Origin of the sequence: Mycolicibacterium hodleri (assembly GCF_025822245.1) — a bacterium.
GTDB classification, from domain to species: domain Bacteria; phylum Actinomycetota; class Actinomycetes; order Mycobacteriales; family Mycobacteriaceae; genus Mycobacterium; species Mycobacterium hodleri.
On sequence record NZ_JACKTL010000017.1, the window covers coordinates 69,836 to 95,482 of the forward strand.

Annotated in this window: 28 protein-coding genes; 6 read left to right on the forward strand and 22 right to left on the reverse strand. The window is 70.3% G+C overall.

Annotated features, from left to right (window positions below; translation table 11 throughout):
• The first annotated feature begins 36 nt into the window (after positions 1-36).
• Positions 37-726: a response regulator transcription factor gene (locus tag H7J06_RS04295; protein WP_264037318.1), complete on the forward strand. Its 690-nt coding sequence runs from the start codon at positions 37-39 to the stop codon at positions 724-726.
• A complete protein-coding gene (locus H7J06_RS04300) occupies positions 713-1,738 on the forward strand; it encodes a sensor histidine kinase (protein ID WP_264037320.1) in 1,026 nt (341 codons plus the stop codon). The genes H7J06_RS04295 and H7J06_RS04300 overlap by 14 nt, the downstream gene beginning before the upstream one ends.
• An 11-nt stretch (positions 1,739-1,749) precedes the next feature.
• Here H7J06_RS04300 and H7J06_RS04305 read toward each other — a convergent pair whose 3' ends face one another.
• Genes H7J06_RS04305 through H7J06_RS04315 form a run of 3 tightly spaced genes read right to left on the reverse strand, consistent with a single transcriptional unit; the run spans position 1,750 to position 4,720 of the window.
• Positions 1,750-2,877, reverse strand: coding sequence for a nitronate monooxygenase (locus H7J06_RS04305; RefSeq protein WP_264037321.1), 1,128 nt, complete (start codon positions 2,875-2,877; stop codon positions 1,750-1,752).
• 38 nt (positions 2,878-2,915) lie between these two features.
• Positions 2,916-3,947 carry an NAD-dependent epimerase/dehydratase family protein gene (locus H7J06_RS04310; RefSeq protein ID WP_264037323.1) on the reverse strand — a complete coding sequence of 344 codons (1,032 nt, stop codon included), beginning with the start codon at positions 3,945-3,947 and terminating at the stop codon, positions 2,916-2,918.
• Entirely contained in the window at positions 3,944-4,720 is a 777-nt protein-coding gene (locus H7J06_RS04315) for an S-methyl-5'-thioadenosine phosphorylase (RefSeq protein WP_264037325.1), read from the reverse strand. The genes H7J06_RS04310 and H7J06_RS04315 overlap by 4 nt, the downstream gene beginning before the upstream one ends.
• A gap of 219 nt (positions 4,721-4,939) precedes the next feature.
• On the opposite strand from H7J06_RS04315, the gene H7J06_RS04320 reads away from it, so the two are divergent.
• The 3 genes from H7J06_RS04320 to H7J06_RS04330 are packed head-to-tail and all read left to right on the forward strand — an operon-like array spanning position 4,940 to position 9,390.
• Positions 4,940-7,822 carry an arabinosyltransferase domain-containing protein gene (locus H7J06_RS04320; RefSeq protein WP_264037327.1) on the forward strand — a complete coding sequence of 961 codons (2,883 nt, stop codon included), beginning with the start codon at positions 4,940-4,942 and terminating at the stop codon, positions 7,820-7,822.
• Between the two features lie 26 nt (positions 7,823-7,848).
• Positions 7,849-8,718 (forward strand): 1,4-dihydroxy-2-naphthoate polyprenyltransferase, encoded by an 870-nt coding sequence (locus H7J06_RS04325; protein ID WP_264037329.1) that lies wholly within the window; start codon positions 7,849-7,851, stop codon positions 8,716-8,718.
• Between the two features lie 15 nt (positions 8,719-8,733).
• The gene (locus H7J06_RS04330; protein ID WP_264037331.1) at positions 8,734-9,390 is read left to right on the forward strand and encodes a hypothetical protein; all 657 of its coding nucleotides are present in this window, start codon (positions 8,734-8,736) and stop codon (positions 9,388-9,390) included.
• 6 nt (positions 9,391-9,396) lie between these two features.
• On the opposite strand, the gene H7J06_RS04335 is transcribed toward H7J06_RS04330, so the two are convergent.
• The gene (locus H7J06_RS04335; protein ID WP_264037333.1) at positions 9,397-10,449 is read right to left on the reverse strand and encodes an aminotransferase class V-fold PLP-dependent enzyme; all 1,053 of its coding nucleotides are present in this window, start codon (positions 10,447-10,449) and stop codon (positions 9,397-9,399) included.
• A gap of 7 nt (positions 10,450-10,456) precedes the next feature.
• Positions 10,457-10,738, reverse strand: a complete 282-nt coding sequence (locus tag H7J06_RS04340) for a DUF4229 domain-containing protein (RefSeq protein WP_264037335.1) — start codon at positions 10,736-10,738, stop codon at positions 10,457-10,459.
• A 112-nt stretch (positions 10,739-10,850) separates the two neighbouring features.
• Between H7J06_RS04340 and H7J06_RS04345 the strand changes: the two genes are divergently transcribed.
• The gene (locus H7J06_RS04345) at positions 10,851-11,012 is read left to right on the forward strand and encodes a hypothetical protein (protein ID WP_185934645.1); all 162 of its coding nucleotides are present in this window, start codon (positions 10,851-10,853) and stop codon (positions 11,010-11,012) included.
• A gap of 22 nt (positions 11,013-11,034) precedes the next feature.
• Here the strand turns inward: H7J06_RS04345 and H7J06_RS04350 are convergent, their stop codons facing one another.
• The 17 genes from H7J06_RS04350 to H7J06_RS04430 all read right to left on the reverse strand — a co-directional run bounded on the left by H7J06_RS04350 (position 11,035) and on the right by H7J06_RS04430 (position 25,647).
• Positions 11,035-12,138 carry a MinD/ParA family ATP-binding protein gene (locus H7J06_RS04350; RefSeq protein WP_372515236.1) on the reverse strand — a complete coding sequence of 368 codons (1,104 nt, stop codon included), beginning with the start codon at positions 12,136-12,138 and terminating at the stop codon, positions 11,035-11,037.
• Positions 12,135-13,118 carry a c-type cytochrome biogenesis protein CcsB gene (ccsB, locus tag H7J06_RS04355; RefSeq protein ID WP_264037341.1) on the reverse strand — a complete coding sequence of 328 codons (984 nt, stop codon included), beginning with the start codon at positions 13,116-13,118 and terminating at the stop codon, positions 12,135-12,137. Before ccsB ends, H7J06_RS04350 begins: the two co-directional genes overlap by 4 nt.
• Positions 13,115-14,689 (reverse strand): cytochrome c biogenesis protein ResB, encoded by a 1,575-nt coding sequence (resB, locus tag H7J06_RS04360; RefSeq protein WP_264037343.1) that lies wholly within the window; start codon positions 14,687-14,689, stop codon positions 13,115-13,117. The genes ccsB and resB overlap by 4 nt, the downstream gene beginning before the upstream one ends.
• Entirely contained in the window at positions 14,686-15,480 is a 795-nt protein-coding gene (locus H7J06_RS04365; protein WP_308205702.1) for a cytochrome c biogenesis CcdA family protein, read from the reverse strand. Before H7J06_RS04365 ends, resB begins: the two co-directional genes overlap by 4 nt.
• Positions 15,477-16,061 (reverse strand): TlpA disulfide reductase family protein, encoded by a 585-nt coding sequence (locus H7J06_RS04370; protein ID WP_264037344.1) that lies wholly within the window; start codon positions 16,059-16,061, stop codon positions 15,477-15,479. The genes H7J06_RS04365 and H7J06_RS04370 overlap by 4 nt, the downstream gene beginning before the upstream one ends.
• Positions 16,058-16,645 (reverse strand): histidine phosphatase family protein, encoded by a 588-nt coding sequence (locus tag H7J06_RS04375; protein WP_264037561.1) that lies wholly within the window; start codon positions 16,643-16,645, stop codon positions 16,058-16,060. Before H7J06_RS04375 ends, H7J06_RS04370 begins: the two co-directional genes overlap by 4 nt.
• A 35-nt stretch (positions 16,646-16,680) precedes the next feature.
• Positions 16,681-17,994, reverse strand: coding sequence for a glutamate-1-semialdehyde 2,1-aminomutase (hemL, locus tag H7J06_RS04380; RefSeq protein WP_264037347.1), 1,314 nt, complete (start codon positions 17,992-17,994; stop codon positions 16,681-16,683).
• Positions 17,995-18,025: 31 nt separating this feature from the next.
• On the reverse strand, positions 18,026-19,420 hold the full coding sequence (locus tag H7J06_RS04385; protein ID WP_264037349.1) for a cytochrome P450: 1,395 nt from the start codon (positions 19,418-19,420) through the stop codon (positions 18,026-18,028).
• 74 nt (positions 19,421-19,494) lie between these two features.
• On the reverse strand, positions 19,495-19,797 hold the full coding sequence (locus H7J06_RS04390; RefSeq protein WP_264037350.1) for a hypothetical protein: 303 nt from the start codon (positions 19,795-19,797) through the stop codon (positions 19,495-19,497).
• A 58-nt stretch (positions 19,798-19,855) separates the two neighbouring features.
• A complete protein-coding gene (locus H7J06_RS04395; protein ID WP_264037352.1) occupies positions 19,856-20,458 on the reverse strand; it encodes a TetR/AcrR family transcriptional regulator in 603 nt (200 codons plus the stop codon).
• Entirely contained in the window at positions 20,445-21,311 is an 867-nt protein-coding gene (locus tag H7J06_RS04400) for an oxygenase MpaB family protein (RefSeq protein ID WP_264037354.1), read from the reverse strand. Before H7J06_RS04400 ends, H7J06_RS04395 begins: the two co-directional genes overlap by 14 nt.
• A 65-nt stretch (positions 21,312-21,376) precedes the next feature.
• Positions 21,377-21,607 carry a hypothetical protein gene (locus tag H7J06_RS04405; protein WP_264037356.1) on the reverse strand — a complete coding sequence of 77 codons (231 nt, stop codon included), beginning with the start codon at positions 21,605-21,607 and terminating at the stop codon, positions 21,377-21,379.
• Positions 21,604-22,071 (reverse strand): transport-regulating membrane protein Mce1N, encoded by a 468-nt coding sequence (mce1N, locus tag H7J06_RS04410; RefSeq protein ID WP_264037357.1) that lies wholly within the window; start codon positions 22,069-22,071, stop codon positions 21,604-21,606. Before mce1N ends, H7J06_RS04405 begins: the two co-directional genes overlap by 4 nt.
• The gene (locus H7J06_RS04415; protein ID WP_264037359.1) at positions 22,068-22,472 is read right to left on the reverse strand and encodes a hypothetical protein; all 405 of its coding nucleotides are present in this window, start codon (positions 22,470-22,472) and stop codon (positions 22,068-22,070) included. Before H7J06_RS04415 ends, mce1N begins: the two co-directional genes overlap by 4 nt.
• A 24-nt stretch (positions 22,473-22,496) precedes the next feature.
• A complete protein-coding gene (locus H7J06_RS04420; protein ID WP_264037361.1) occupies positions 22,497-22,970 on the reverse strand; it encodes a hypothetical protein in 474 nt (157 codons plus the stop codon).
• The gene (gene hemB / locus H7J06_RS04425; protein WP_264037362.1) at positions 22,967-23,980 is read right to left on the reverse strand and encodes a porphobilinogen synthase; all 1,014 of its coding nucleotides are present in this window, start codon (positions 23,978-23,980) and stop codon (positions 22,967-22,969) included. Before hemB ends, H7J06_RS04420 begins: the two co-directional genes overlap by 4 nt.
• Before the next feature lie 11 nt (positions 23,981-23,991).
• Entirely contained in the window at positions 23,992-25,647 is a 1,656-nt protein-coding gene (locus H7J06_RS04430; RefSeq protein ID WP_264037364.1) for a bifunctional uroporphyrinogen-III C-methyltransferase/uroporphyrinogen-III synthase, read from the reverse strand.

Below are 25,647 nucleotides of genomic sequence, written 5' to 3' on the forward strand. Positions count from 1 at the left end.
CCAGGTACGGCGTTTGCCGGACTACTCTGAAACGTTGTGACCCGAGTACTGATCGCCGACGACGACAACGTCGTCCGCGACGTCGTACGCCGATACCTCGAGCGTGACGGGTTGGACGTCCTGGTCGCTCGCGACGGAAATCAAGCCCTGCGCATGCTGGGATCAGAGCAGATCGACGTTGCCGTCCTGGACGTGATGATGCCCGGACCGGACGGCCTGGCCCTGTGCCGGGTCCTTCGCGAACGCGGCGGCTACGCGGTGCCGGTGATATTGCTGACCGCTCTCGGCGAGGAGGACGACCGCATCGCCGGGCTCGAGGCGGGCGCCGACGACTACCTCGTCAAGCCGTTCAGCCCCCGCGAGTTGGCGCTGCGGGTGCGGTCGGTACTCCGTCGGGCGCCGGCCGCGCCCGGCACGCAACCCGTCGTCATCACCGTCGGCGACATGACGGTCTCAGCCGCCGCCCGGTCGGTGACCGTCAAGGGCCAGCCGGTCAGTCTCACCAACCGCGAATTCGACCTCCTGCTGTTCTTCCTCACCCACACCGGTACCGTCTTCACGCGAGAAGAGCTGTTGAAGCTGGTGTGGCAGTGGGACTTTGGCGACCTCTCCACCGTCACCGTGCACGTCAAGCGGCTGCGCTCGAAGCTGGGCAACGAGCATCGCGTGCAGACGGTGTGGGGTCGCGGTTACATGTGGAGTGAGGAGCGGTATGCCGTCGACTGACCTCTGGGAGATCGTCGGCTTCTCGCTCGCATGCTCGGTGCCGGTGGTGGTCGCGGGCGCGATACTGATTCGGTTGGCGCGGTCGTGGTCCCTCACCTTGAGCATGGTCGTGCTGGTGCTGATTCCCACCGTGGCCACCTTCACCGGTGTCTTCGGAGCCAGCGGCTTCATGCTGTCACCGCGGTACGAGGGAATCGCGGTCGTGCTGGTCATCGTGTCGGTGGTGACGATCCCCGCCGCCATCATGCTGGCCCGGTTCCAGGCCAGACGCACCGTGTGGGAACAGCAGATCCGCGAGGCCGACGAGACCGCCGAGCAGTCGCGCCGCCAACTCGTCGCGTTCGTCAGCCACGACCTGCGCACGCCGCTGGCCGGGATCCGTGCGGTCGCGGAGGCCATCGCCGACGGCGTGGTCGAGGACGACGAAATCCGGGTGCACGCCAAGCACATCGAACACGAGACCATTCGACTCTCCGAGATGGTGGACGACCTGTTCGAGATGTCGAAGATCAACGCCGGTGCCGTGCAACCCGCCTACGACAAGGTCTCACTCGACGAGGTCGTCGACGACGTGGTCTCCGCGCACCGCATCGCCGCCGAGCGTGCCGGTGTCGCGTTGCGCGCCTCGGTACCCACCACCCCCGTCGGGGTGATCGGAAGCGACCGTGCACTGGTGCGGGTGCTGTCCAACCTCGTCGCCAACGCCATCGCCCACACCCCCGAGGGCGGCAGCGTCGAACTCGCCATCGGATCCGACGGCGAGGGCGCCTGGGCCAGGGTCGACGACACCGGGGTCGGCATCAACGAAGCCGACCTCGCGCGTGTCTTCGACGTCGCCTACCGCGGGTCGAACGGCCGGGTGCCACGCGAAGACGCCTCCCTGCCAAGCGGATCCGGGCTGGGGCTGGCGATTGCCGCCGGCTTGGTACACGCCCACCACGGCACCGTGTCGGCCTACAACCTGGAGAACGGCGCGCGCTTCGAGGTGCGGCTTCCGCTGGCCGGCGAGTAACCCCCTTCCCCTCAGTCGGGGACGGAGTCGCTCAACCGTTGGGCGGCAACGAGATAGTCCTCGATGAATTCCAGCACCACGGTGCGCGCGGGCTTCACCTTGTTCATCAACCCCACGCCCTGGCCCACGAAGTAGGTTGCCAATTCCTGCGCGCCGGGATGACCGCTGGCGGCCAGCTTGTCGATGCGCCGCAGGGTCGGTTCGACCAGCATCGACTGCAGGGGCAACGGCAACGGTTTCCGGCCACCGGGATTCGGCGCCCACGCGTTGGTCCACTCCGAAACCAGTTGCCGTGACGGCTTACCCGTGCGGCCCGCCGACCGGATGGTGTCACGTGAGGTCGCGGCCAGCATCTTGTCGCGAGTGTGCGGTGCGGTCTCGGCCTCCTCGGTGGTCAACCACACCGACCCGGTCCAGGCCCCCGCGGCGCCCATCGCCACGCACGCCGCCATCTGGCGTCCGGTGACTATGCCGCCGGCCGCGAGCACCGGGATGTCGCTGCCGACCTCGGCGAGGGCGTCGAGCACCTCGGGCACCAGCACCAGCGTCGACACCTCACCGCAGTGCCCGCCGGCTTCGGTGCCCTGGGCGATGATCAGGTCGACCCCGGCGGCCACCTGCTTGAGGGCGTGCTCGCGGGCGCCCACCAGTGCCGCCACCGGCACCCCGGAGGACCGACCCGCCTCGATCATGTAGGGCGGTGGCACGCCCAACGCGTTGGCCATCAACTTGATTGGGTGCCGCAACGCCACTTCGAGCAACGCCTCGCCGGTGTCGCCGGACAGGCTGCTGCCGCCGACGCGGCGCTTGTGATCGTCGGGAATGTCATGGGAGGCAAGCAGTTCGGTGACGAACTCTCGATACTCGGCCGGAATGCGGTCGACGAGCGCGCCCGCGTCGAGCTTCTCGCCCTTGCCCTCGAACTTGGCGGGCACGATGATGTCCACGCCGTACGGTTTGCCGCGGACCTGTTCGTCGATCCAGGTGAGTTCCCGCTCCAGCGCCTCCGGGGTGAACGCGGTGCCGCCGAGCACGCCGAGGCCGCCGGCGTTGGTGACCGCGGCGACGACGTCGCGGCAATGGCTGAAGGCGAACAGCGGGAAGTCGATGCCGTACTGGTCGCAAATCGAGGTCTTCACCGGACCAGTATTACTTGACGCGTGTCAATTTCCAACGATCAGCCCCGCAGCGGCTCGAACGCGAACTCCCGAAGGCCGTCGGCCGGGTCGACCGCCGCACGGAATCCGAGCACGTCGGCCGCCGCGGCGGGGTCGGCCACGATGTGCCGGACGTCGCCGCTGCGGTACTGACCGGTGACCACCGGCGGCTGCCCGCCGCGGGCGTCGCAGATCCTGGTCGCGACGTCCATGATGGAGATTGGCCGGCCCGAGCACACGTTGAACGCCGCAAATCCCTCGGTGTCCGCCTGCACCGCGGCGGCGTTGACCGCCGCGACGTCGGTCACGTGGACGAAGTCTCGCATCTGGCCGCCGTCCTCGAAAACCCGTGGCGGCTCGCCGCGTTCGATGGCCGACCGGAAGATCGCCGCCACGCCCGAATACGGGGTGTCGCGCGGCATCATCGGACCGTAGACGTTGTGGTAGCGCAGGGCGACGACGGAGCCGCCCGTCGCCTCCGCCCAGGCCAGGGCGTAGTGCTCCTGGGCGGTCTTGCTTGCCGCGTACAGGCTGCGCGGCCGCAGTGGTGCGTCCTCGCCCACCAGTCGCCAGCGCAGTTCCTCCCCGCCGATCGGGCAGCGGTGCTCGAAGACGCCGGAGTCCAGGTCCGCCGCCACCCGGGGCAGCGGGTCGACCCGACCGTGCACCGGACAGTCGTACCCGCCCTGGCCGTAGACCACCATCGACGACGCCAGCACCAGCCGCCGGCAGCCCGCGGCGAACATCTCCGCCAGCAGGACCGTCGTCCCATAGTCGTTGTGGCTGCCATAGTTCGGCGCATCGGACGCATCGACGCCCGCACCCACCACGGCCGCCTGGTGGCACACCACGTCGACCCCCGGCAACAGCGAGGCGATACCCGACGCGTCGCGGACGTCGACCTCCAGCACGCCCTCGGGCGGCGTGGTCGCGTCCCCGTGCGCGGCGGACAGCATCGCGTCGACCGCCACGACCTCGTGGCCATCGGCCCTCAGCGCGGCGCACACCTGAGAACCGATGAACCCGGCGGCACCGGTGACGAGGACCCTCACGGCAACTCGAACGGGAGGGTGACGCCCTCGTGCGGACGGCACTGCGTACAGGTGCGGTCCTGGGCCACGCTTTCGATGGCCTCGTGCACCAGCTTCTTGAACGGCACCAGGTTCTTCTCGAACTCGGCGAACACGTCGACGGCCGTCACGCCCGCACCGGACTCGATGCCCGCGTCCAGGTCGGTCACCAAGGCGATTGCCGCGTAACACATCTCCAACTCCCGGGCGAGCACCGCCTCCGGGTAGCCGGTCATGTTGACCAGCGTGAAGCCCTGCGATGCGAACCAGCGACTCTCGGCGCGCGTCGAGAAGCGCGGACCCTGAATCACCACCATCGTGCCGCCGTCGACCACCCCGGGCAGTTCCGCGGCGTTGGCCCGCAGCGTCGGGCAGTAGGGATCGGCGAACCCGACGTGGATGCCGCCGGTGTCGAAGTAGGTGTCGGCGCGGGCACTGGTGCGGTCCACCAGCTGATCGGGCACCACCATCGACCCCGGGCCGAGGTCCGTGGTCAGGCTGCCCACCGCGCACGGGGCGAAGATGCGCCGCACGCCAAGTGCGCGCAACGCCCACATGTTCGCGCGGTACGGCACGGTGTGCGGGGAGAACTCGTGGTTGGCGCCGTGACGGGGCAAGAACGCGACCTCGTGGTTCCCCACCGTCCCGACGGTGATGGCGCCGCTCGGCGGCCCGTACGGGGTGTCGACGCTGATACTGCGGGCATCCGAGCCGAAGAACGAGTAGAAGCCACTGCCACCGATCACTGCGAGCATGAGCCCATTGTCGGCCATGCGCCCGACGAAGCTTCGTCGGGCGCATCATGACGGTGCTGTGACGACCGGGCGGCGGGCTCGCGCCATCGCGGCGTCTGGTGACAATCTCGTCGTTGGCACTCACCCACCGATCCGGCAAGGCATGCACTGACTACGTCCAGCACGGCTGACTTCCGGAGCACGCGCACGTGGCCGACGCTGCTGCTCGGCCTGCTGGGCGTGCTGGCCGCGGTGGCGTTGCCGTTCGCGCCGGTGTGGCTCGACACCTCCACCGTCACCTGGCCCGTTCCTGGGCAACCGGTCGCCTCGAGCTCGGCGGTCGTGACGCCGTACCGGCCCAACGCGATGACGGCCACCGTGCCCTGTTCGGCGTTGCGAGCCGCGGCCACGGCGGGACCGGCCACCGTGGCGCTGGCAACCGGACCCGAGCCGGGCGGGCTGGTGGTCACGGGCGGCGCCGCCCGGGTGGGCGGCGTCACGGTCGACCTGGGCCCGACGACCGCGGCGGACTGTCGCGTGGTGGTGACCGCGGGACGCGACGGGGTCGGCGTCGACGCGCCGGACGGCCGGCGCACGGATCTCCCCGGCCAGCCGGTTCCGCAGGTGTTCGGCTTCCACACCGATCTCGACCCGGCCGACGCGGCCGGGCTGACCGTGACGGTCGAGGTCGCCGACCCGTTCGGCACCTCGCCGGGTGCGCTGAAGTACGGCCTGATCGGCGTTCAGCTCGGGGCTGCGGCCGGCGTGCTGGCGCTGCTCGTCCGGCCGTCGCGCCCCGGTCTCCGGCGCGTGCGGTGGCGCCGGTCGTGGTGGGTCGACGTCGGCGTCGTCGCCACGCTGGCCACGTGGGCGGTGATCGGACCGCTCGCCGTCGACGACGGATGGGCGGCGACGATCGCGCGCAACGTCGCCGCGACCGGGAACCCCGGGAACTACTACCGCTGGTGGAACGCCGCCGAGGTGCCGTTCGCGTTCAGCCAGGAACTCCTCGCCCCGTGGACCGCGGTCAGCATCGCACCCCTGTGGTTGCGGCTTCCCAGCACGCTGCTGGCCGTGGCCACCTGGCTGGTGTTCAGTCGCGGCGTGCTGGGCGCCGCGCTGCCGGTCCGCGCGGCGACGGGACGGGTGCGAGTGGTCGCCGCGGTGTGCCTGCTCGCCGCCTGGCTGCCGTTCAACCTGGGCACGCGGCCAGAGTCCTACGTCGCGTTCGCGGTGGTGGTGTCGCTGGCGCTGGCGATGCGGGCGCGCGGCCTGCGCGAGCTGGCCCTGCTGGCGCTGACCGTCGGCCTGACCGTGCCCATCAGCCCCAACGGGCTCCTGGTGCTGGCGCCCGTCGTGGTGTTCGCGCCGCGGATGCTGGCGGCACTGCGGGCCGCCTCGCCCACGCGGTGGCAGGTGGCCGCCCACGTGGCGGCACTGAGTTGCGTTGCTGCCGTTGGTCTCACCGTCGTGTTCGCCGACCAGACGTGGGACGCCCTGCTGATCGCGAGCGACTGGCACACCTTCTTCGGCCCGGCGCTGCCGTGGTGGGACGAACCCGACCGGTACCGCTACCTCCTGGGGTCCGACCAGCAGGGCAGCGCCGCCAAGCGGATGCCAATCATGTTGGCGGCAGCCATGATTCCCGTCGTCGGGCTGTCGGCGCTGCCACGGGCGCACCGTGACGTGGTCGGTCGCGCGGCGCTGCGGATGGCCGCGGTGACCGTGGTCGCGCTGCTGCTGTTCGCGGTGTCGCCGTCGAAGTGGTCCTATCACCTCGGGGCGGCGGCGGGGCCGATCGCGGCGCTGCTGACGGTGGGGGTGGTGCTGGTGACGCGCCGCGCCCGCACGCCCGACCGATATCCGACCGTCGTCGGCGTCGTCGGTACCGCGCTGCTGATCGGCGCCGCCGCGGTGGCGCTCGACGGGCCCAACGCGTGGTGGTTGCCCGTGGTCTACGACGTGCCGTGGCCGTCGGAACCACCACGGCCGCTGGGTCTTTCGTTGAACCAGCCGTGGCCGTGGCTCGCCGCGGTCGTCGTGGTCTCGGCACTGCTCTACCGCCACCGCCTCGCGCGGGCCCCGGCGGCCAGCCCCGCGGTCACGACGCTGACCGCCGTCGGCGTGGTGCTCGCCCTGCTGCTGGCCTCCTTCGTCGCCGCTCCGCTGCGACGGCCCGAGGGTTCACTGGCTGCGGTCAACCTGAACCGCGTCGCGGGCACCCGGGTGTGCGGCCTGGCCGACGACGTCGAGGTGCTGCCCGACGGGCCGAGACTGGGCCTCTCCAGTGAGGCCGGCGAGCAGCTGGCCGGTTTCGACCGGCAGAGCGGCTACCCGGCCGACGCCCCGCCACCGGACCCACCGGGCACCGGCGCGTCGACGTTCCTCTGGGGCAGCCGCGCTCCCGACGTCCAGGCCACCGGCAGCATGACGAGCCCCTGGTTCGTCCTCCCCCCGCAGCCCGCCAACGGCGGAGTCACCGTGTCGGTCGCGGGTCGCACCGACGGCGGCAACCACCTCGCCTTCGACTTCGGCCGGGCCGACGGTGGCGGCGTCACCCCGCTCGGTGACCGCACGCCCGTCGACCGGCCCGCCTCCGACGAGGATCCGGCGCACCCCCTGTGGCGGTCCCTCGGCGTCGACGCCACCGTCATCCCGGCCGGTGCGGACCGGGTGCGCCTGCGCGCGGTCGACGGCCGGACCGACGCGCTCGGCTGGCTGGCCTTCACCGGCCCCCGGCTGAGGTCGTCGATCGGGCTCACCGAGTTCCTGGCCGACAAGGGGCCCGTGCTGATCAGCTGGCCCATGGCGTTCCTGTTTCCCTGCGTCCACGACGTCGCGACGGTGCGGGCCGGCGTGGCCACCACGCCCCTGGCCGTGATCGAGTCGCCGCGGCCGTTCCTGACCGAGGACCGGCGCCGCGACATCGGCGGGGTCTTCGCCGCCCTGACGGTCTTCGGCACCCTGCACGAGATTCCCAGCCGGCTCGTCGGCCGGCCCGACGTCGACTGGGGTGCCGTGAAGCTGTCCGGAGACGTGGCGCGCGACGCCTACCGCCGGACGGTGACCCGCACGCTGGTGCCGGGCAGCGGCGGCGTCGAGCACCTGCCACCCGAGCGCTGAGCGCGACCCGTGCGACGATGACCGGCGTGGCAACTCTTGCGCAGTGGGTCGAGGGCGCCCGTCCCCGCACGCTGCCCAACGCCGTCGCCCCGGTGATCGCGGGCACGGGAGCAGCGGCGTGGCTGGGCGACGCCGTGTGGTGGCGGGCGCTGCTGGCGTTGGTGGTGTCGCTGGCCCTGATCGTCGGCGTCAACTACGCCAACGACTACTCCGACGGCATCCGCGGCACCGACGACGTGCGCGCCGGGCCGCTGCGCCTGGTCGGCTCGCGGCTGGCCTCACCCCGTGCCGTGGCGACCGCGGCCGCGGTCAGCCTCGGCGTCGGCGCCGCGGCCGGCCTGGTGCTGGCGATCGTCAGCCAGCCGTGGCTGATCGCCGTCGGCGCGGTGTGCATCGCAGGGGCCTGGTTGTACACCGGGGGCTCGAAGCCCTACGGCTACATCGGGCTCGGCGAGATCGCGGTGTTCGTGTTCTTCGGCCTCGTCGCCGTCCTCGGCACGCAGTACACCCAGGCGCAGCGGGTGGACTGGGTCGGCGCCGCGCTCGCCGTGGCGACCGGCGCGCTGTCGTCAGCCGTGCTGGTGGCCAACAACCTGCGCGACATTCCGACCGACACCGAGTCGGGCAAGATCACTCTGGCGGTGCGGCTCGGCGACCGCCGCACCCGCCTGCTGTTCCAGGTGCTCGTCGCGCTGGCCTTCGTGCTGACGCTGGTGCTGATGCTCGCGACGCCGTGGTGTGCGGCCGGTCTGGTGGCGCTGCCACTGGCGGTGCGGGCCGCCGGACCGGTGCGGTCCGGTCTCGGCGGCCGCGACCTGATCCCCGTGCTGCGTGACACCGGGCTGACGATGTTGGTGTGGTCGATCGCGGTGGCGGCGGCCCTCGCGTTCGGCTGATGACATCCTGGCCTCATGGGCATCGTGTTCCGGTTGGCGGAGCTCCTGCTGATGCTCGTCCCGGTGGCCGGCGTCGTCTTCGCCGGAATCAGCGTCTGGAAGCGAGTGCAGGGTCTCTCGGCACCCCCGCCCGCTGAACGCGAGGGGCGGCCCGCCCCCGCCCCGGCCAACCCGGCGACGCTGTGGCGCATCGTCACCCGCACCCTCGACGAGCACGCGCGGACCGACACCCGCTGGTTGTCCTACGAGCTGGACCCGGCCAAACTCCTGGACTTTCCGCTGATGACCGACCTGCGGGCACCGCTGACCGCGGAGTTCCACAAGGCCAAGCTGCGGGCGGACCTGCTGCGCCCCGGCACGGCCGAGGACCTGCTCGACGACCGCGAGGCCGCCGCCCAGTACCTCGCGGCCGTCGAGGACTACACGACGGCGTTCGACGCGGCCGAGACCGAGGCCATTCGTCGGCGCCGCAGCGACTTCTCCCCCGAGCAGCAGCAGCGGATCGCCCGCGCCCGCAGTCTGCTGAGCGTCGCCGCGGACACCGGCGCGACGCAGAACGAACGCGGACACGCCTACGAGCTGGCGGGCAAGGAACTCGAGGGCCTCGTGGTGCTGCCGCCGTCGACCAGGGCGGGTATCGAGCGCGGGATCGCCGGGCAGCTCGACGGGTAGGTCGCGCTAGCCGGCCAGCGCGTCGAGAAGCGCCTGGAGGTCGTCCTCGGTGTTGTACAGGTGAAAGCCCACCCGCACCGCGCCGGCCCTGATCGACGCCCGGATGCCGGCCGCCGTCAGCCTCCCCGCGGCCTGCGCGGCGTCGGCGAACGGCAGCGCCACGATCGCCGAGTCGACGGGCGGCAGGTCGTATTCGGCGCGCAGCCGGGTGGCCAGCCCCACACAGTGCGCCTCGACTTCACGGCGGTTCAGCGAGGCCAACCAGGGCATGGTCAGTCCCGCCCCGAACACGCCGAACCACGCGGGCGACGTGTCGAACCGGCGGGCGTCCTCGGCCAGCCTCAGCGGCAGACCGTAGATCGACGACCACGGCTGCTCGCCGGCGTACCAGTTGGCCAGGTGCGGAGTCATCCGTGCGGACGCCCTCTCGCTCAACGACATCCAGGCCGTGCCCCGCGGCGCCAACAGCCACTTGTAGACCGCGGCGGCGGTGACGTCGACCCAGCCGAGGTCGAGCGCCTTCCAGCCGACCGCCTGGGTCACGTCGAGAACGGTGAGCGTGTCGGTGCCCGCGACCGCCGCCCGCAACCCCTCGACGTCGAGCACCTCACCGCTGGCGGACTGCACCAGGCTCGCCGTCACCACGTCGTAGGTTGTGGCGGAGGCGATCAACTCGTCGGCCGGCAACTCGGTGACGGTCACGCCGCGGCCCGCCTGGCTGGCGAACGGAAAGGTGGTGCTGGTGAATTCGCCGCCCAGCGTGGCCACCGTGGCTCCGTCGGGAACGGCCGCCGCGACCAGACCCAGCAGGGCCGACACACTGCCGCCCATGGCCACCGATTCGACGGGCACGCCGACGAGGTCCGCGTAGGCGGTGCGGCCACGATCCACCGATTCGTCGAACGAGGGCACGTCCATGGTGCCGGCCTGCCACTGCGCGATGCGCGCGTGCAGACCGTCGAGCAGGAAGGTCGGCGGCAGCCCGTAGGTCGAGGAGTTGAGAAAACCTGCGGCGCCGACGAATTCGGCCCCGAATGCCGACCGAGGTGCCGTCGTCATACTTTGGTCACGAGCGGGGCGGCTCGTCACCGCGCAACCGGGAACGCAGCTGCTCGCGGTCGCGGCGGCGACGTTCGTCGAACACGGCGATGCTGGCGGTGGCACGGTTCCGCAGCGGGGCGAACAGCCAGATTCCCAGCGGAAGTGCCAGCACGATCGCGAACAACATCGGGATGACGATCGGGAACTCGCCGATGCCGAGCGCCTTTCCGCCGAAGTAGATGGCGACGGCAAGGACGGCGACCAGCAGGATCCGGGCGAGCGTGTAGACCAAGACGTCGAGAACCATTCGCGATCCGGGGCGCGTCGCCGCCCGAGTCGCGTCACTCCCACCCTCTGCAGCACCAGACACGAACCCGAGCCTACCGACGACGCGTATTATTTACTGCAAGGAGGTTTTTGTGCTTCAGTTCGTTCTCCTCGTCGTCATCCTGGCAGGCCTGGCCTATGGGGCCTGGCGCCTGGTGCGCGCAACCGCCAACCGGCCGAGGACCAGGACCATCGGGCCGGACGACGACCCCGAATTCCTGAACCGGCTCAACCACGGCAAGGATCCTCGCTAGCCGGGATTGCCGTCTCAGTTGGTCACTGCGCGCCGGGAAATCCGCTTGCCACCACGGCGGCCAACTCCATCACGGCCTCGCGCGTCTCCGGCTTCAACCGTTCCAGGCTGATCTCCGCTCCCTCCTCCAGGTGCGGATCGAACGGCACCTGGAGCACCGCCTTGCACCTGCGGGAGAAGTGGTCGACGACCTTGCCCTGGTCGACGCGTGAACCGCCCCGACCCGATTGCGGCCGAACCGCGTTGACCACCGCGATCGAGTTGAGCACCAGCTGCTGATAGCCGTGGGCGTCGAGCCAGTCCAGCGTCGCCGACGCGCTGCGGGCCCCGTCGACCGAACCCGAGCTGACGACGATCAACGCGTCGGCGTTGCTCAGCACCGCTGACATCGCCGAATGAAGCATGCCGGTGCCGCAGTCGGTGAGCACCAGGCTGTAGAAGCGCTCGAGCACCTCGAGGGTGCGCGCGTAGTCGTCGCTGCTGAACGCCTCCGAGACGGCCGGATCACTTTCCGAGGCAAGCACTTCCAGCCGGCTCGGCCCCTGCGAGGTGTAGTGGCGGACGTCCCCGTAGCTGGTGATGCCCTCGGCGTCACGCAGCAGGTGCCGCACGGTCGACGGCGTCTCGAGCGGCACCTTTTGACTCAGGGTGCCGCGGTCGGGGTTGGCGTCGACCGCGATGACCCGGTCCCCGCGCACGGAGGCGAACGTCGCACCGAGGGTCGCGGTGATCGTGGTCTTGCCGACGCCGCCCTTCAGGGACAGCATGGCGATCCGGTAGCACCCGCGCAGCGGCCGACTGGCCTGCGCGGCGAGCTCGTCACGGCGGAGGGCCCGTGGACCCTCGCCGAGGTTGACCAGGGTGCCCGACGCCAGGTAGAGCCAGCGGCGCCAGCCCGCGGTCGGCGTGCGCTTGGGTTGGCCCAGCAGCGCGACCGTCGACGGATCCAGGAACGGCGCCGCCACGTCGGGCTCCGGTGCCGGTGCGGGGCGCGTCGGAAGCGTGACGACGGGCATGCCGTGGGGCGGGGTCGGAGCCGTCCACTCCGGCGGAATGGCAAGCGAGGGATCGCTGAACCGTTGCTGCGCGCGGAAACTCGGTGGTTCGGACGTCCGGATCAATCTCAGCCCACCCCTGCGTATGAGTGCAGCCCGGTCACGACCAGGTTGATGAAGAACAGGTTGAACACCATCGCCACGAACCCGACGACGTTGATGTATGCGGCCTTGCGGTCCCGCCAACCCGCCGTCGAGCGGGCGTGCAGATACGCGGCGTAGACGACCCAGGCGATGAACGCGACAGTCTCCTTGGGGTCCCAGCCCCAGTACCGGCCCCATGCCTCCTCGGCCCAAATGGCACCGAAGATCACGCCGAAGCCGAAGATCGGAAACCCGAAGATCGTGGTGCGGTAGGCGATGCGGTCCAGGGTCTGCGCGTCGGGCAGGCGCGCGATGACGGCGGCCAACCGGCCCGGCCGACCGGGGTCGCCCAGCGGTGACATCTTGGCCAGGAACAGCATGCTCGCCACGCCCGCGACCAGGAACACCCCCGAGCCGAGGCTGACGACCGACACGTGGATGGGCAACCAGTAGGACTGCAGCGCGGGCATCACGGGTGCGGCGTTGGAGTACAGCCACTTGCCCGACACCGCGAGCAGGATCAGCACCGGCAGCAGCACGAACGCCCACAGCGCACGGAACTTCGGCCTGCGCAAGGTGATCGCCGCCGCCACCAGCCCGCAGAAGCACGTCAGGTTGATGAACTCGTACATGTTGCCCCACGGCACGCGTGAGGTCGCCAATCCGCGCAGCACGATGCAGACCAGCAGCATGGCCGTGCCGACGTACACCAGTGCCAGGCCGGCCCGCCCGATCCGCTCGTCGACCGGACGCCGCGGCGCATCGACGACGACGCCAGGGGTACCGCTGTCGGCGCCGACGGCGCTCGCGTTCGCCGTCACCAGCTCGCGGGCGTCGGCCCGGCGGCTTCCGCTGTAGGCCAGCTCGACGGCCAGCAGCAGCAGCGCGATGACCAGCACCACGATCGTGGACGTGAACGCCAGATCCGAATAGCGGGCTAGCCCAATGTCGATGTGGGGACCGTTCACGCGCGCTCTCTCCCGCCTTCTCGTGCCGAGGGCACCAGACGCGCCGCCAGCCTCTCGAACTCGTCGCCCCACCCGGAGTTGTCGGTGCGGGCGAGTCCGCCCAGCTCGACGTCAACGGTACCCGGCGAGGACGGGGAAACCCGAACCCAGATGCGGCGCCGTCGCACCACGAGCGACACCAGCAGCCCCGCCATCATCGTCATCGCCGACACCAGCACCCAGATCTGGGCGGGATCGTGCGAGACCTGCACGTTGATGAACGGCGCCGCACCGTCGAAGCGGACCACGGTGCCGTCGTTCAACCGGGTCGACTGACCCGCCTTGAGATTGACCCGCGCCTGCTTGGTGAGCCGCTTCTGTTCGATGAGGCGCGGATCGAGGGTGAACAGGGACTGCGGGCGCCCGGTGTCCAGACCGGTGTCGCCGCGGTACACGTCGATGGCCACCGCGGGATCCCGCAGCGCGGGGAAGCTCGACGACAGCAGCTTGCCGTCGAGCTGTTCGGTCGGCGCGAACAGGCCCTGGATCGCAATCTGATTCTTGCGCCGCTCCCCGGCGTCGGGATAGGTGCCTGCGGGCGGGTCGACCCGGATGACCCCGGACGAGAGCAGCGTGATCGGGTCGTCGGGACGCCACTGCACGGTCTGCGTGCGGGTGCGTCCGTCGGGAAAGGTGACCGTGAACGTCGGGGCGTAACCGTGGCCCTGCAGGTACAGCCGGTCCCCGCCCAGGCGAAGAGGGTGGTTGACCTCGAGCCGATAGGGCCGCCACGTGTCGGTGGTGAGGTCGTCCCCGGCCTGGTACTCGACGTTGGCCGCGAAGCTCAGCGCCTGTCCACTTGGCAGATAGTCGGCGTCGAAGTCGTTGACGCGCAAGCAGATCGGATTCAGCGAGGTGCCGTCGACGGTGTTGCCCGCCCGGAACGAGTCGAAGGCGGCCGGTGACGCCGAGCAGAATCCCGGGCCGCCGTTGGCCACGACGATGACATTGCCCTCGTAGCCGAACAGCTTGCCCACCGCGATGGAGATCAACAGGGCGAGCAGCGAGAAGTGGAAGACGATGTTGCCGAACTCGCGGAGATAGCCCTTCTCCGCCGACACCTCGACGACGTCGCCCTCGCGGCGGCTCGTGTGTCGCCAACCCTTCAGCCTCTCCTCGATCCCGGCGGCGACGGTCTCCACGTCCCCGGCCGCGACGAGGCTCTGATGCTTGGGCAGCCGCGCGAGGTTTCGCGGCGCGGCGACGGGCGTGGCCCGCATGCTGCGGACGTGTTCGGCCAGCCGCGGAGTCAGACAGCCCACCAGCGAGATGAACAGCAGCGCGTAGATGGCCGTGAACCAGAAACTGGAGAACACGTCGAACGCCTGCACCCGGTCCAGCCACGGACCAATCGTGGGGTGCTGTGCGAGGTACTCGTCGACCTTGCCCGCGTTGAGGCTGCGCTGCGGCACCAGGGCACCGGGGATGGCCGCCAGCGCCAGCAGGAACAGCAGCGCCAGCGCCGTGCCCATCGACGTCAACGTGCGCCAGGTGTTCCTCGCATACGCGCCAAGGCGTTTCAGCACCCTCATATCGGCAACCGCACGTCGCTGACGAACGCGTCGCGAACCCACGAGATGAAGTCCGCCCACACCCCGGTCACCAGGGCGACGCCGACGACGATCAACAACACGCCGCCGAAGATCTGAATGGTGCGGGTGTGACGGCGCAGCCACCCCAGGCCCCGCACCGCTCCGGCGGACCCGAAGGCCAACAGCAGGAACGGGATTCCCAAACCCAGGCAGTAGGCGACGACGAGGACGACACCCCTGGCCACGTTGGTGCCGTCGGTGGCCGACGCCACGGCGATCACCGCGGTCAACGTCGGGCCCAGACACGGCGTCCAGCCGAGGGCGAACACCGCGCCGAGCAGCGGTGCCCCGCCGATCGTCGACAGCAGTTTCGGGGCGAACCGCGCCTCGCGCTGCAACGCCGGGATGAAGCCGACGAACACCAGCCCCATCACGATGGTGACCACACCGCCGATGCGTTGCAGCAGAAGCTGGTTGATCAACAGCGTGGTGGTCAACCCGAGCACCGCAACGGTGCCGAGCACGAACACCACGGTGAACCCGGCCACGAACAGGGCGGCCGCCCCGAGCACGCGCAGTCGCGCCGTCCTCACCGCGACGGCGGAGGCGTCGCGGTCGTCCACCCCGACGACGGCCGCCAGGTAGGACAGATAGCCGGGCACCAAGGGCACCACGCACGGCGAGGCGAACGAGACGAACCCGGCCAGCACGCTGACGAGTACCGCGAGGACCAACGGACCGGCCGACACCAGGGTGCCGACCTGGTCGAGACCAGCCGCGAGAACCGTCACTTCTCGGACGCCAGCTTCTGCACCACGGGCATCAGGTCCTCGGCCAGCAGTTCGCGCAGGAACACCGCGGCGACCCGGTGCTGGCGGTCCAGCACGACCGTCGAGGGGATGACCGTCGTGGGATACCTGCCGCCGAAGGCGATCATGGTGCGCATGGCCGGGTCGTAGATGGACGGGTAGGTGACCTTGCGGTCGGTGACGAAGTCGACCGCGGCGTCACGGTTGTTGTCGCGGACGTCGATGCCGAGGAATTCGACCCCCTGGGCGCGGGTGGCCTCGTACACCTTCTCCAATTCGGGGATCTCCGAGCGGCACGGCCCGCACCACTGTCCCCATACGTTGACGACGACGACCTTGCCGGCGAAGTCGTCCACCGAGACGGTCTTCTCGGGGTCGGTCAGCAGCGGGCCGCTGATCCTGCCGGGGCGGTGTCGGCCGTCCGGCGGGTCGTAGAGGATGTCGGTCTTGCCGCCCGGCGCCACGAACTCGAACGTGCCCCCCTGGGCGACCGCGTCGTCACCGGTCGCACAACCGGTCAACAGCACCGCCGCCGACACCAGAGAAACCGCCAACCGCCTCACTGGCCAGCCAGCTCCGCATAACTCCAGCCGACCAGCGCCTCGTCGTGGAAGTAGAACGACGTCAGCGACGCGTGGTTGCACATACGGTTCGCCGCGGTGGGCAGGTGGTGCAACGTCTGGCCGGTCAGCGACCGCCGCAGCGTCGCCGTCGGCAGCTGGTGGCTGACGCAGACCGCCTCGTGGCCAAGGGCGTGGTCGCGGGCCCGGAACAGCGCCGCCTGCATGCGCTCGGCGATGTGGGTGTACGGCTCACCCCACGACGGGCTGCGCGGATTGCGCAGATGCCACCAGTTGCGCGGGTTGCGCAGCGCGCCGTCCCCCGGCGACACCCGCTCGCCTTCGAAGACGTTCTCCGATTCGATGAGGTCGCCGTCGGTGTCGATCGGCAGGCCGTGCGTGGCCGCGATGGGTCCGGCCGTCTCCTGCGCCCGTTCCAACGGCGAGGCGACGACGTAGGTGACGTCGTGGGTCGCCAGCCAGTCGGCCACCCGCGCCGCCTGGGCGCGGCCCTTGTCGGAGAGGTGGAAGTCGGGCAGGCGGCCGTAGAGGATCTTGTCCGGGTTGTACACCTCGCCGTGGCGCATCACGTGCACGACGGTCTTGCGGGGGTCGACGTCGGTCACGCGGGCCTCTGCGCTTCGGCTGCGGCGCGGGCCGCGGCGGGGAGGGCGGACGCGATGCGGTCGAACGCGTCGTCGTCGAGTGCCGCCGAGACGAACCACGCCTCGAAGGCGCTGCACGGCGGGTAGACGCCCGCGTCGAGCAGGGCGTGGAAGAACGGCGCGAAGCGCCACGTCTCGGTGGCCTTCGCCCCGGCGAAGTCCACCACCCGATCCTCGGTGAAGAAGACGCTGAGCATGTTGCCGGCCCGCGAAATGCGGTGCGCCACCGACGCTTCCGTCAACGCCGAGGTGAGCAGACCTGCGAGACGGTCGGCGTTGGCGTCCAGCGCGGCGTACACGGCGTCGTCGGCGGCGCGCAGCGTGGCCAGGCCGGCGGCCATCGCGACCGGGTTCCCCGACAGCGTGCCCGCCTGATACACCGGCCCCAACGGAGCGAGCCGTTCCATCACCTCGGCGCGGCCACCGAACGCGGCGGCCGGCAGACCGCCGCTCATCACCTTGCCGAACGCGAAGAGGTCCGCGTCGACGGGATCCAGCCCGTACCAACCGGATCGGCTGACCCGGAAACCCGTCATCACCTCGTCGAGGATGAGCAGCGCGCCGTGCTCGGCGGTGACGCGGCGCAGCGCGGCGTTGAAGCCGGGCAGTGGCGGCACGGCGCCCATGTTGCCCGCCGCGGCTTCGGTGATGACGCACGCGATGTCGTCGCCGAACTCGGCGAACGCCTGCTCCACGGCACCAATGTCGTTGTAGGGCAACACGATCGTGTCGACGGTGGCCGCGCCGGTGACACCAGGCGAGGACGGCAGACCCAGCGTCGCGACGCCGGAACCGGCGTCGGCCAGCAGCGCGTCGCTGTGACCGTGGTAGCAGCCCGAGAACTTGACGATCTTGGCCCGGCCGGTGAAGCCCCTGGCCAACCGGATCGCGCTCATCGTCGCCTCGGTGCCGGAGTTGACCAACCGGATCTTGTCCACCGCGGCGACGCGACCGACGATCTCCCGGGCCAGGTCACTCTCCGACGGCGTCGGCGCCCCGAAGCTCAGCCCGTCGGCGGCCGCCCGTTGCACCGCATCCACGACGGCGGGATGCGCGTGGCCGAGGATCATCGGCCCCCACGAACAGACCAGGTCGACGTAGCGGTTGTCGTCGGCGTCGGTGAGCCAGTAGCCCGCGGCCTTGGTGATGAACCGCGGCGTCCCACCCACCGAGTTGAACGCACGGACCGGCGAGTTGACCCCGCCGGGGATGACGGCGGAGGCCTCGTCGAAGAGCCGTGCCGAGGTGGCCGCCTTTGGGTCGGAACGCATGCCCACCAGTGTCCCAGTCGGTCCCTCGCCGTCAACTACAGGGTGTAGGAGAACCTCTGCGCCGCGCCGTCAGGCGGACCGGGATCGGGCCCTTGGCGACCGTCGTATAGGGCACCTCGACGGGAAAGTCCGCCTCGAGGGAGCGGATCTCGACCGCCGAGACGATCGTCGCCAGCGCCAGCGTCGTCTCCAGCAGTGCGAAGTGCTCCCCGATGCACGACCGCGGACCGCCGCTGAACGGAACGAACTGCCACCGGGCGCGCGTGGCCGCCGCCTCCGGGGCGAATCGCTCCGGGTCGAACGCCATCGGGTCGGCCCACAGCGCGGGATCGCGATGCGCGGCCTGGATGCCGACGGCGACGATGGTGCCCGCCTCGACCCGGTAACCGGCCACGTCGAAGTCGTCCAGCGCCAGCCGGCCGACGCCGGCGGCGGGCGGGCACAGCCGCAGCGATTCGTTGAGCACCTGGCGGGTGTACTGCAGCCGCGGCACGTCGGCGGGGGTCAACTCCCCGCTGCCGATCTCGGCGACCTCCGCGGCCACCCTGTTCTGCAGGTCGGGATGGTGACCCAACGCCCACAGTGAATGCGTCAGCGCCGTCGCGGTGGTGTCGTGCCCGGCGAGCATGAAGATCAGCAGGTCGTTGCACACGTCCCGGTCCGACAGCGCCGCGCCGGTGACCGGATCGGTGGCGGCCATCAGCGCCCGTACCAGCGGGGCGTCGCGATCCGGGTCCGCACGGCACGCCTGGAGCATCTCGTCGGCGACCTCGAGCATGGTGGCCACCGCTCGGCGCGCGCGGCGGCGGGCGGGCGTCGGCAGCCAGCGCGGCACCCGCACCGGTCGCAGTGCGCGATCGGCGGCGTAGCCGGACGCGACGTGCATGCACTCGGCGATCACGTCGGCACGCTCGTTGAGGTCGACGCCGAGAATCGAGCGTCCCAGCGACTGCATGGTCAGGCGGCGGCACGCCAGGTCGAGGTCGACCTCCAGGCCGGCGTCGAGGCCGCCGGCGCGCCAGTCGTCGACCACCTCGTGGGCCGCGCCCGACATGTGGCCGCCGAAGCGGCGGACGTTGTGGTTGGTGAACACCGGCTGCAGGGCCCGCTTGCGCGGTATCCAGCGCTCGTTGGGCAGGACGAACAGGCTGTCCCCCGCCAGGTGGCGAACCTCGTCGTGCACGATGCACCGCTCGCCGAGCACGTGGTTGCGGGCCAGCACGTCGCCGATGCCCTCCGGCGAGGTCACCAGCACCAGCGGCGGCATCAGCCACTTGGGGCCGAACTGGATCCTGGTCACCGGCCCGCCCGCGGCGCTGAGCACCTCACCCCCGGTGTTGAACACCCGCACCGCCTCGAGCAACTGCCGCAGGGACAGCGGATTCCTCGGAACCCTGGGGAGTCGACTGACGTTCGACGCGGCCACGGGGTAATTCTCGCCCGGATGGCTGGCAACGGCAAAGTAGCTAGAACGCCGCCCAGGTCACGGGCTGAGCCTTGCTAGTCGTCGTCACCCATGTTCTTCTCGCGCACCCCCATGACGTCCTCGCGCTTGACGCCACCACCCTCCTCGACGTCGCCGAACTTGGGGCTGCCGTCCTCGTCGATCCACTCCGAGACCGCCTGGCCCGTCACGGTATTGCTGGTGCCCGGCAGGCCGACGGTGGGGCGGTCGTCCTGATAGGCCTTGGCCATCTCCTTGGCCTTCTCCCGGTGTTCGTCGGTGACCTCGGGCTTCTCGGTGAGTTGCTGCCCGTTGGTGTCGTCGGACTTCTCGCTGACGTCCTGCTCGTCGTTTCCCATGCCCATGGCTGCCCGAAAGTGTGATCTGCGAAACAGTTGCCAGCGTGACGGGCGTGCCTTACACCGGAACCGCGCGCAGGGCCGTCGGCAGGCTGGGGACGAAGTGCCTCTCGGCAAAGGCACGCAACTCGTCGGGGGTGTCGAGCGGCTCGGCACTGGGGAGCAACAGCACCACGGCGGCATAGCGCAGGATCGTGGCGGCGAGGTCGTCGACGGCGGCCGCGCCGATCCGGTCGGCAAAGCCGGCGGGGAAGATCACCCGCAACGCGTCGGCCATCCGCTCGATGGCCGCGCCGTAGTGCCGGCGGGCGAGGTCGAGCACCATCGCGGGTTCCTCGGTCATCATCTGGTTGAGCACCCGGTGCCTGCGGAACATCAGGATCGACTGGGTGAACGCCTCGACGTAGTAGTTCGCCGGCTTCGCGGCCCGCGTCAACTCCGCGGCGATGTCGGTGAAGAGCACCGCGTTCTCGCGTTCGATGACGGCGGCCACCAAGTCGTCCTTGTTGGCGAACCTGCGGTAGATCGTCGTGCGGCTGACCCCCGCCCGGCGGGCCACGTCGTCGAGGGCGACGCGTCGAAAGCCATGCCGCTCGAACTCGACGAGCGCCGCGTCGAGGATTGCCCGCGTCGCCGCGTTGGCCGAGTCAGTGGCGGGCATAGCCGACCTGGGCGAACTTGTTGTAGCGCACCGTCATCGGCAATCGATTCCACGCCCACTTCACCGGTGCGGACCGCCATACCGCCGCGAAGGCCTGGTAGGCCCGCTCGCGTCGGGGCCCCCACGGCAGCTCCAGCAGATCCCGCGCCCGCGGCGGCATGCCGCCGGTGGTCAGGAACGCGGCGATCGGATCGAACACCGGGGACACCAGCCGCCACGTCAGCGGCGAGACTCCCTTCGGTCGGGGGAATCCCTTGGTGACGTAGCCGACGCCGTACCGGGCGGTGGGATGGGCCACCACGACTTCGTCCATCATCCGGTCCCAATACCGTTGGAAGCCGGCGTAATCGGCGGGCATCGGCCGGTCACTGACGCCGTAGCGGCGGTACCACGTCTTCGACTCGAGGTAGATGCGTTCCTTCTCGTCCTCGGTCAGTCGCTTGACGAAGGTGTCGGCGAAGTAGAGCACCTGCTCGACGAAGGTGGCGTGCGCCCAGAAGTAGGTCTCGGGGTCGAGGGCGTGGTACCTCGCGCTCACCCCGCCCTCGGATGGCATGTCGCCCTTGATGTCGCGGTGGAAGTCGCGGACGCGCGTGCCCTCGCCGGAGTCCTCGGCGCCGTACACCGTCATCATGATCGGCGGAATCGACCGCTTGACACGGGCAGCCGTGTCGTCGAAGAACACCGAGTGGTCGAGCACGCCCTGGCCCAATTCGGCCAGCATGTTCTGCAGTACGGCGGGACGCGGGCCGATCAGGTACATGCGGTTGTCGCCGAAGTACTTCCACACCAGCGAGTCGGGCCCGAGAGGGAGGGCATCGGCGCGCTGGGCATTCTCTGCGAGTTCGGTCACCGACACAGTGTTACAGATTTCGCACTTTGTACCAATAGCGGTGTGAGTGGGCTCACTCGGTGGGTTCAGCGGCGGCGGAGTCGGGCGATGCCGAGAACGGCGAACACCGCCGCCACCGTCAACAGCAGCGTCGCCAACACGATCAGCGACGGGTCATAGGTCACGGTCGGCATCGACGGCTCCGACGCGATGATCGGGGCGGCCACCGCCGAGGATGGGGCCGCCAGCCAGCTCAGGACGCACCCGAGCCCGGCGAGGGCGGCCAGCACCAGCTCCAGGACGGCGCGGGCCTTCACGCCGCCTCCCCGTCCACGACGGAGACCAGCGCGATCCGCAGCTGCCGGTGCCTGCGCGCCCACGCCTGCGCCCGGCGGCCGCTGGTGAGCTTCACGCCGATGCCCGTGCGACCGCGCGGCACACCGGTCAGCTCCCCAAGGGCCCGGGAGGATTGCCACACCGGCAGCTCCGGTCCGTCGGCCTCCGGATAGATCCTGACGATCTCCGAGATCAGGATGGTCTCGGCACCCTGCCGCAGATACTCCGGCGTCAACTCCACCGACGTGTGGATGCGGGCGGCCTTGACCTGCAGCCCAAGGAAGCCCGTGACCAACACCAGGAACACGCCGGGCAGCAGGGGCTGCCAGCCGTAACCCGAGGACACCTGGATGAACATCATCGTCACCGCGGCCACCGGGCCCGCCGCCAACCACCACAACGTGGCACCCGGTTCGCGGAACAGGATCTCGGGTTCGGCACTCATGGACGTTCCTGGGTGTCGTACCACCGCTGAGCCGAGGCCTGCTGGTTCATCGCCGAGCCGGTGATGAACAGGACCATGATCACCGCGACGATCACCACGCCGAACGGCGCGATCCCGGCCACGACGAGCAGCACCGCGAGGTAGGCCACCGAGGCCATCGCCAGGCCGACCGCGGCACTCGCGAACCGCTTCGACCCCTTGCGCGCCCGCCCCGCCAGGTAGCCCTGGGCCAGACCGGCGACGACGAGGATCAACCCGGCCACCTGAAAGAACAGCGCGGTGGTGAAGGTGCCGATCAGCATGCCGAAGGCCGCCGCCAGGACGGACGCGACCAGCCAGCACCAGAACGCCACGGTCACGGTGCGCGGACGACGGGAGTCGGGCACGGGCGAATCGGGCATGGTCGGGCCAGCCTAGCGTCACGCTCAGCGCGTGAAGTAGGCGTGGGCGTCCTTGCGGTGCAGCAGATAGATGCCACCGGCGACGCACACGGCCCCGATGATCGCGGTCACCGCAAAGACGAAGGCCGCCACCGTGGGTCGGTCGACGCCGAACAGGTTGGTCAGCGCGTAGACGATCGTCGCCGCCCCGCCGCCGGTGAGCAGGGTCCGCGCCAAGCGATACCCCTCGCGCAACAGGAACAGGAGCGTCACCACCACCGACGCGACGACGAAGAGGAAGACGCCGGACACGCCGTAGACCACCGCGCCGGGTCCGGCCACGGGCAGGGTCGCGAGGTCGACGACGTAGCCGATCACCATCATCGTCGTGGCGACCAGCCACAGCCAGAAGCCGGTGTCGACGTCGTCGGGACGTGGGACGGGTCCCGCCCCACCCGGCGGCCCCTGTGGCGGACCCTGGTGCGGTCCGGGCGGCGGACCCTGGTGCGGTCCGGTCACGACAACCAATCCGCGACGTCGGCCGCCCAGTAGGACAGCACGATGTCGGCGCCGGCCCGGCGGATGCTCGTCAACGTCTCGAGCGCCACCGTGCGGAGGTCGATCCACCCCTTGTCGGCCGCCGCGCAGATCATCGAGTACTCGCCCGAAACCTGATACGCCGCAACCGGAACCGGCGACATCTCCGCGGCGGCGCGCACCACGTCCAGGTAGGCCATCGCGGGCTTGACCATGATGATGTCGGCACCCTCGTCGATGTCGAGTTCGACCTCGTGCAACGCCTCCCGGGCATTGCCCGGATTCTGCTGGTACGTCCGGCGATCGCCCTCCAGGCTCGAGCCCACGGCCTCGCGGAACGGGCCGTAGAAGCCGGAGGCGAACTTCGCCGCGTAGGCCAGGATCACCACGTCGGTGTGACCGGCGGCGTCGAGGCCGCCCCTGATGGCCGCGACCTGGCCGTCCATCATCCCGCTCGGACCCACCACGTGGGCGCCCGAATTGGCTTGCGCGACAGCTAGTTCGACGTAGCGCGCATTCGTGACGTCGTTGTCCACCCGCCCGCGGACGTCGAGCACCCCGCAGTGACCGTGGTCGGTGAACTCGTCCAGACACGTGTCGGCCATCACCACCGTGTCCGACCCCAGTTCGGACGCCAGATCTCGCAGCGCCACGTTCAGGATGCCGTCCTCGGCGACCCCGGCCGAGCCGGTCGCGTCCTTGTCCTCGTCCTTCGGCACGCCGAACAACATCAACCCGCCGACGCCTGCCGCGACCGCGTCGACCGCCGCCTTGCGCAACGAATCACGCGTGTGCTGATAGACCCCGGGCATCGAGTCGATGGGCCGCGGCTCGGAGATGCCGTCGGCGACGAACATCGGCAGCACCAGATGCCGTGGCTCCAACGACGTCTGGGCGACGAGCCGGCGCATCGCCGGCGTCGACCGCAGGCGACGTGGTCGGTGACTGAGGGACGACCCGCTCGCGGGAAGACCGTCGGGGAATGTCGGCATGCCGGCCTCCGTTACCTCCGGCGACTCTTCTTGCGCGGAGGAGGCAACGCACCCTCGGCGCGCAGGCGCGCGGCGTGCTCGGCCAACGCCTCGACGAGCGGACCGACCGCGGCCGTCTCCGGCTGCACGTCGACCCTGAGCCCGAATTCGGCTGCGGTCTCGGCGGTCTTGGGCCCGATGCACGCGACGATGGTGCGTGCGTGCGGCTTGCCCGCGATGCCGACCAGGTTGCGCACGGTCGAACTCGAGGTGAAGCACACCGCGTCGAAGCCACCGGTCTTGATCATCTCGCGCGTCTGCGCGGGCGGCGGGGCCGCCCGGACGGTGCGGTACGCCGTGACGTCCTCGATCTCCCAGCCGCGCTCGCGCAGCCCCTCGGCGAGGGTCTCCGTCGCGATGTCGGCGCGGGGCAGCAGCACCCGGTTCACCGGATCGAAGATGTCGTCATACGGCGGGAACTCGTCGAGCAGGCCCAGCGAGGACTGCTCGCCGGAGGGCACCAGTTCGGGATTGATGCCGAATGCGCGAACCTTGTCCGCGGTCGCCTGTCCGACACAGGCGATCTTCACACCCGAGAAGGCGCGGGCGTCGAGACCGAACTCGTTGAACTTCTCCCACACCGCACGCACGGCGTTGGTGGAGGTGAACACCACCCACTGGAACCGGCCGTCCACCAAACCCTTGACGGCCCTTTCCATCTGCGCCGGGCTGCGGGGCGGTTCGACGGCGATCGTCGGCACCTCGATGGGCAATGCGCCATGACCGACGAGGCGGTCGCTCATCTCACCGGCCTGGTCCTTGGTACGGGGCACCAGCACGGTCCAGCCGTACAGCGCCCGGCTCTCCCACCAATTCAGCTTGGCGCGGTTGGAGACGGTCTTGCCGATCGTCACGACCAGCGGGCCATTGAGCGGCCCCGTCGACTCGGCGGCCACCAACGTCGCCTTGTCGAGCAGACCCGACAGCGTGGACTCCACCGAACGCTGCTGGCACGTCGTGCCGTTCGCGGTGACGACGCAGGGCGTCGACTCGGTCAACCCGTACTCGATCAGGGTGCGTGCGGCATCCGGAAGGTGAGATGCGGTGGCGTGCAAGATCAATGGACCCGGCGCCGCCGCGAGGGCCGCCCAGTCCACGTCGCCGCGAACGTCGGCCACGGTGTGCGACGAGCCGAGCGGCAGCCCCGCGTACGTGGGCACCGCCGCGGCGGGCGCCAGGCCGGGCACGATCTCGAACTGGGCCTGCGTGCGGGCCAGCGCACCGACCTCGGTGATGACCGAGTCGACCGAGAGCGGGTCGCCGGCCACTAGGCGCACGACGTCGACGCCGGTACGCGCCTCGTGCACCAGCAGCTTGGCGACCTCGGTCGGATCTCCCAGGGCGGGGCGGATGTCTGCGCCCCCGGGGAGGGTGGTCGTGGTTCCCGCGACGCCGGCGTCCGCCGTCGTCCCGTCGTCGTTCTGGGCGGCCTCCGCCGGGCCCGACGTGGGCGGCAGCTCGGAGCCAACTATGGCGAGCACCGCCTCGGGTACGTCAGGGTCCGTGAAGACCAGTGCCGCGTTGGCCAATACCGTGCGCGCCCTCGTCGTCAGCAGGCCCGGATCACCGGGGCCTGAACCGACGAACGTGATGCGGCCGGGCTTGAGCTTGCGCCCTCGGGTCGTCAT